The following is a 5330-nucleotide window of genomic DNA, read 5'->3' as shown; positions in this document are numbered from 1 at the left end:
CGGGGTCGCGTAGCGTACGACCCGCACTCGCGCGGCGTCCCCCTCCGCACGAATTTTGAGGTCCTCCACGCCGGGGTGCCTCAGTCGGACGGTGTTGACCTTTTCCTGGGGGAAGGAGCGGGGCTCGATGGCGAGGGTGAGACGCCCGTCCTCCGCGACGCAGCGCCCCGCAGCGAACACGGCGCTGGGCCTGGGACAGGCCAGCTCCGGCACGATCTGAAGGTCCGCGGCGAAGCCGGGGGCTACGGCCCCCAGGTTCGTGATGCCGATCTCCCGCGCGGCGTTGAGCGTCCCGCAGACGACGGCCTGCTCCGGTGACATTCCGCACCGCACCGCACTGGCGGCGACGCGGCTGACGTGCCCCGTGGTCAGGATGTCCTCCGGCTCCAGGTCGTCCGTGCAGAGGGACAGGTTCGTGAGGGAGCGGAAGTCCAGGACGGCGGGGACGATGGCCTCGACGTTCATGGACATCGAGCTCTCGCGCATGTCCACGTTCATGCCGAGCCGCAGTTTCTCCCTGGCCTCACGGCCCGTACGGGTCTCGTGGTCGCTCCGCACGCCGGCCGCCAGGTAGGCGTTCAGGTCCCGCCCCGAAAGGAAGGGCGCATGTCCCTGCATGAAGCCGCCCCGTTTCTCGCAGGCCCCCATGATGGCCCGCATCCGGCTGCTGTTGGACAGCACGCCAGGGTAGTCCATCAGCTCCGCGACGCCCAGCACCCTGGGGTGGGCCATCAGGCGCTCCACCTCCGCCGCCCCAAAGGAGGCTCCAGCGTTCTCCAGACCGGGCGCGGAGGGGACGCAGGAGGGCGTGAGCACGTAGAACCGCATGGGCAGGTCCTCACTGGCCGCCAGCATGTAGGCCACCGCCTCCACGCCGCCGACGTTGGCCACCTCGTGGGGGTCCGTGATGAGGGTCGTCGTCCCCATGGGCAGCACGGCCTCCGCCATGTGGGCCGGCGTCATCATGCTGCTCTCGATGTGCAGGTGGCTGTCGATGAAGCCGGGGATCAGGAACTGCCCTCGTCCGTCGTAGCGTTCGCGGGCCTCGATCTCAAAGCGGCCCCCTTCGCCGTCCGGGTCCGAGGAGACGCACGCGATGAAGCCGTCGACGATCCCCACCTCGGCCTCGTAGGTCTCCCAGGTAAACACGTTGAAGAGCTTGACGTTGTGGATGAGGAGGTCGCAGGGGATACGCCCCATCGCCGCATCCACCAGCCGCCCCCGATCCTTTGGATGAATTTGCATGACTGCCTCCGAAATCGTTACCGTCGTTACCGAAGTCTTATCTCAAAGCGCTGTCGTGCGTTCGCAGCCGGCGCTACAGGTTCAGGAAGTACGCGATCAGGGGAACGCACAGCAGGTACGTGCCCCAGTGCAGCTCGCGGCCGCGGCCGGAGAGCACCTTCGCCGCAGTGTAGCACAGGATGCCCGAACTGATGCCGTTGGCCAGCCCCAGGTAGGCCGTCATCAGGATGGTCATGAAGGCGGGGAAGGACTCCGTGAAGTCCTTGAAGTTGATGCCCTGGACGGCCGGCATCATCATCAGGCCGATGATGATCAGCACGGGGGCCGTCGCCTGGGAGGGCACGCAGGAGATCAGCGGGACGAACAGCAGCATGGCGAAGAAGCAGAGCGCCGTGACGATGGCCGTCATGCCCGTCTTGCCCCCCTCCTCCACGCCCGCGGCCGACTCCACGAAGGTCGTGACGGTCGTCAGTCCGAAGATGGAGCCCACCACCGTCCCGATGGCGTCCACCAGGAAGGGCTTGCCGATGTCCGGCAGGTCGCCGTTCTCGTCCAGGAGCCCGGCCTTCGCGCCGACGCCCAGCACCGTGCCCAGCGTCGAGAAGAAGTCCCCCACGAAGAAGGTGAACATGAAGGGAATGTACTGCCAGTGCAGCGCTCCCAGGACGTCGAGCTTCAGGAACAGCGGCTCCAGGCTCACCGGCATGGCGACCCAGGCGGCGGGCAGCTTCGTGATGCCCATGGGGATGCCGATGATGGAGGTGAGGACGATGCTCCACAAGAGCGCCCCGCGCACCCGGAAGGACATGAAGGCCGTCACGATGAAGAGCCCGATGACGGAGAGCAGCGTCCCCGCGCTGTGCAGGTCGCCGAACCGCATGGCCTTGTCAACGACCAGGATCCCGGCGCTCTTCAACCCCAGCTGCGCGATGAAGATGCCCACCGCCGCACCGATGGCCAGCTTGATGGAGCGCGGCATGAGCTTGACGATGACCTCGCGGATGCCGAGGACCGTCAGCAGGACGAAGACCACCCCCGACAGGAACACCATCCCCATCCCAACCTGCCACGTGACGATGCCGTCCTTCACCAGCGTGAAGGCGAAGAAGGCGTTGCCGCCCATGCCCGTGGCCAGGGCAAAGGGCAGGTTGGCGTAGAGCCCCATGAACAGGGTGACGGCGCCGCACACGAGCGCCATGGACACCACGCAGGCCATGCGGTCCATTCCCGCGCCGTTTGCCATGAAGGACGGGTGGACCACCAGGATGTAGGACATCGTCATGAACGTCGTGAGCCCCGCGGCGACCTCCGTCTGAAGGTTGCTGCCGCGCCCGGAGATGTTGAAGAAGCGATCCAGGAAATTCAATTGAATAACCCCTTTTCTCAGCTGAAGATCAAAAGGCAGGCCAGAGGCGCAGCTCTGCCGCCTATTTGGGCAACCTGACCTTCGCGGCGCCGTCCGCTGCGTCCGCCACGTAGAACCTGGGGGCACAGCCCATCTGCAACTCGTAGCCCGCGCCGACGTCACGGATGAAGCGGCTCACGAGATGCCGCTCCACGACGTTGACCGTACAGCCTCCGAAGCCCGCCCCCGTCATGCGCGCGCCGATCACCCCCGGCTGACGCCACGCCAGCTCCGCCAGCGCGTCCAGCTCCGGGCAGGTGACCTCGTAGTCGTCGCGCAGGGACAGGTGGGAGGCCCGCATCAGGAGGCCAAAGGTGCGCAGGTCCGCCAGGCTCAGGGCCCTGGCCGCGTCCAGGGTGCGCTGGTTCTCCGTGACGGCGTGTCGGGCGCGCCGACGGTTCACCGGGTCCGGGATCTCGCTTTCCAGCCGGTTGAAGTCCTCCACCGACAGCTCGCAGAGCGTCCGGATGGGGCGTACGCGGCGGATGGCCTCACAGGCCGCCTCGCACTGCCGGCAGCGCAGGTTGTAGTCCTCGCGCCCTGCCGACTGACGCCTGTTGGTGTCCGCGATCACGATCTGATAGCCCCCGCTGTAGAGGAGGACGTAGAGGTGGGTCAGGGCGGCGCAGTTCAGCAGGACGGCGCAGCCCTTCCGCCCCATGCTGACGGCGAACTGGTCCATGATCCCGCACTGGGTTCCGATAAACCGGTTTTCCGTTTCCTGCCCCATGATCGCCATGTTCAGCCGGTCGATGCGAAGGCCGAACAGGTCGTTGACGACGCAGGCGGTCAGCACCTCCAGCGCGGCCGAGGACGAAAGCCCCGCCCCGACGGGCAGCTCACCCCAGAAGAGGATGTCCAGGCCGGAGGGGATGGGGTAGCGGTGCACTTCCAGCGTGCTCAACATTCCCAGGGGGTAGTTGGCCCAGCCCCACTCCACGCGGAGCTCGATGCCGCTGCGTCCCGTCTCCGTCGGCGGTCTGTCGTCGAAGTTCATGGACCCCACGCGGACCCTGTTCCCCTCCCGCCGGACCGCAAGGGCCCATATCCCCAGGGAGATGGCGCAGGGCAGGACGTGCCCTCCGTTGTAGTCCGTGTGCTCCCCGATCAGGTTGACGCGGCCTGGGGCAAAGTACAGCGTCGGCTCCCCCTCTCCGAACAGCTCGCGAAAGCGGGGCAGCATCTTCTCGTAAACGGCCTTGATCTCCATAAGACGACCAGCCCTCCTCCAGGACAGGCCAACCAAAAATCCCTTCCCTGCCCGCAGGCGTGGAAGGGCCCGCAAAAAAGTCCCTTTATTATGACACATCCGAAGGGCAAACGCCTATACCTGAAAACACAAAGTAAATCGGGGAGAGCGCCGGCGACTCCGACGCTCTCCCCCAAGGGACGCCTAAAGCGCTGCAGCGAACTGGTCGAAGGCCTCCAGCCCGGCGTCGTCCCGCTTGAAGACCCCGCAGTCGCTGAGGACCCGCGCAAACACGCGGCCCACCTCGTCGCGGAACATGCCCGGCACCGCCTCCGCCTCCAGACCCACATGGCGCTCCCGCAGGCCCCGATACCAGGGGTCGTGCGCCGCCAGAGCCGGGTGGGCGGCGAGGTCCACCTCGCCCCGAAGCCAGGCCTCCGCCAGCTCCGACAGGGCCCACTTCAGGCGCGGGGGCAGGATGGCCAGGCCCAGCACCTCGATGAGACCGATGTTCTCCTTCTTGATGTGCTGCACGTCCGCGTGGGGGTGGAATATCCCCAGGGGGTGCTCCGGGCTCGTGCGATTGTTGCGCAGGACCAGGTCCAGCTCGTAGCGCCCGTCCCGCCGCCGTGCGATGGGCGTGACGGTGTTGTGGGGCACATCCCCCGTCCGGGACAGCACGCCCACCTCCGGAGCGCTCCAGCCCCGCCAGGCCTCCAGGACGCCGCAGGCCGCGTCGATCAACGGCGCGGCCTCGCGGGAGGCGAGGCGCAGCACGGACATGGGCCAGTTGACGCGCCCCATGGCGACGCCGCTCCGCGCCGGGTAGTCCCGCTCCACCTGCGCCCGGTCCAGCGCGAAGACGAAGCGGCCGCCCTGGTAGTGGTCGTGGGACAGGATGGAGCCGCCCACGATGGGCAGGTCCGCGTTGGACCCCACGAAGTAGTGCGGGAAGAGGTCCAGGAACCGCAGCAGGTTCTCGAAGGTCTCCCGCGTGATGGCCATGGGGACGTGCTCTCCGTTCAGGACGATGCAGTGCTCGTCGTAGTAGCTGTAGGGCGAGTACTGCAGGAACCAGCTCTGACCCTGCCGAAGGTCCAGGGGGATCAGGCGCAGGTTCTGCCGCGCCGGGTGCCCCGGATGGCCGAAGAAGCCCTCGTTCTCACGGCACAGGAGGCACCGCGGATAGCCCGTCGCGGGGGCCTTCCCCGCCCTGGCGATGTCCCGCGGGTCCTTCTCCGGCTTCGACAGGTTGATGGTGACGTCCAGCTCCCCGAAGTCCGTCCCCGTCCGCCACCGAATGTTCCGCGCCGTGCGGGCCGAGCGGACGTAGTTCGAGGCGACGCCCAGCCCGTAGAAGTAGTCCGTCGCCCTGCGGGGGGAGGTCCGGGACAGGGCGCGGAACCTCTCGACGACGTCCGAGGGGCGCGGCGTCAGGACGCCCATCAGTCGCGTGTCCAGCAGATCCCGTTCCTCCGGGCCGCCCTCGAT

4 protein-coding genes are annotated in these 5330 nt (G+C 67.4%); all 4 read right to left on the bottom strand.

What is annotated here, in order from left to right; translation table 11 throughout:
- The coding region (locus tag SY1_RS02165; protein ID WP_208872594.1) for an amidohydrolase family protein at positions 1 to 1245 on the bottom strand (1245 nt) is incomplete at its 3' end.
- A gap of 73 nt (positions 1246 to 1318) precedes the next feature.
- A complete protein-coding gene (locus SY1_RS02160; protein ID WP_243440562.1) occupies positions 1319 to 2611 on the bottom strand; it encodes an NCS2 family permease in 1293 nt (430 codons plus the stop codon).
- Positions 2612 to 2672: 61 nt separating this feature from the next.
- On the bottom strand, positions 2673 to 3860 hold the full coding sequence (locus SY1_RS02155) for a galactokinase (RefSeq protein ID WP_015556031.1): 1188 nt from the start codon (positions 3858 to 3860) through the stop codon (positions 2673 to 2675).
- A gap of 183 nt (positions 3861 to 4043) precedes the next feature.
- Positions 4044 to 5330: UDP-glucose--hexose-1-phosphate uridylyltransferase (locus SY1_RS02150; RefSeq protein ID WP_208872593.1), on the bottom strand; the 1287-nt coding region annotated here is incomplete at its 5' end.

It is taken from the genome of Fretibacterium fastidiosum (genome assembly GCF_000210715.1).
Lineage (GTDB): Bacteria > Synergistota > Synergistia > Synergistales > Aminobacteriaceae > Fretibacterium > Fretibacterium fastidiosum.
Note: the sequence above shows the minus strand (reverse complement) of the source record. Positions and strands in the feature narration are given on the sequence as shown.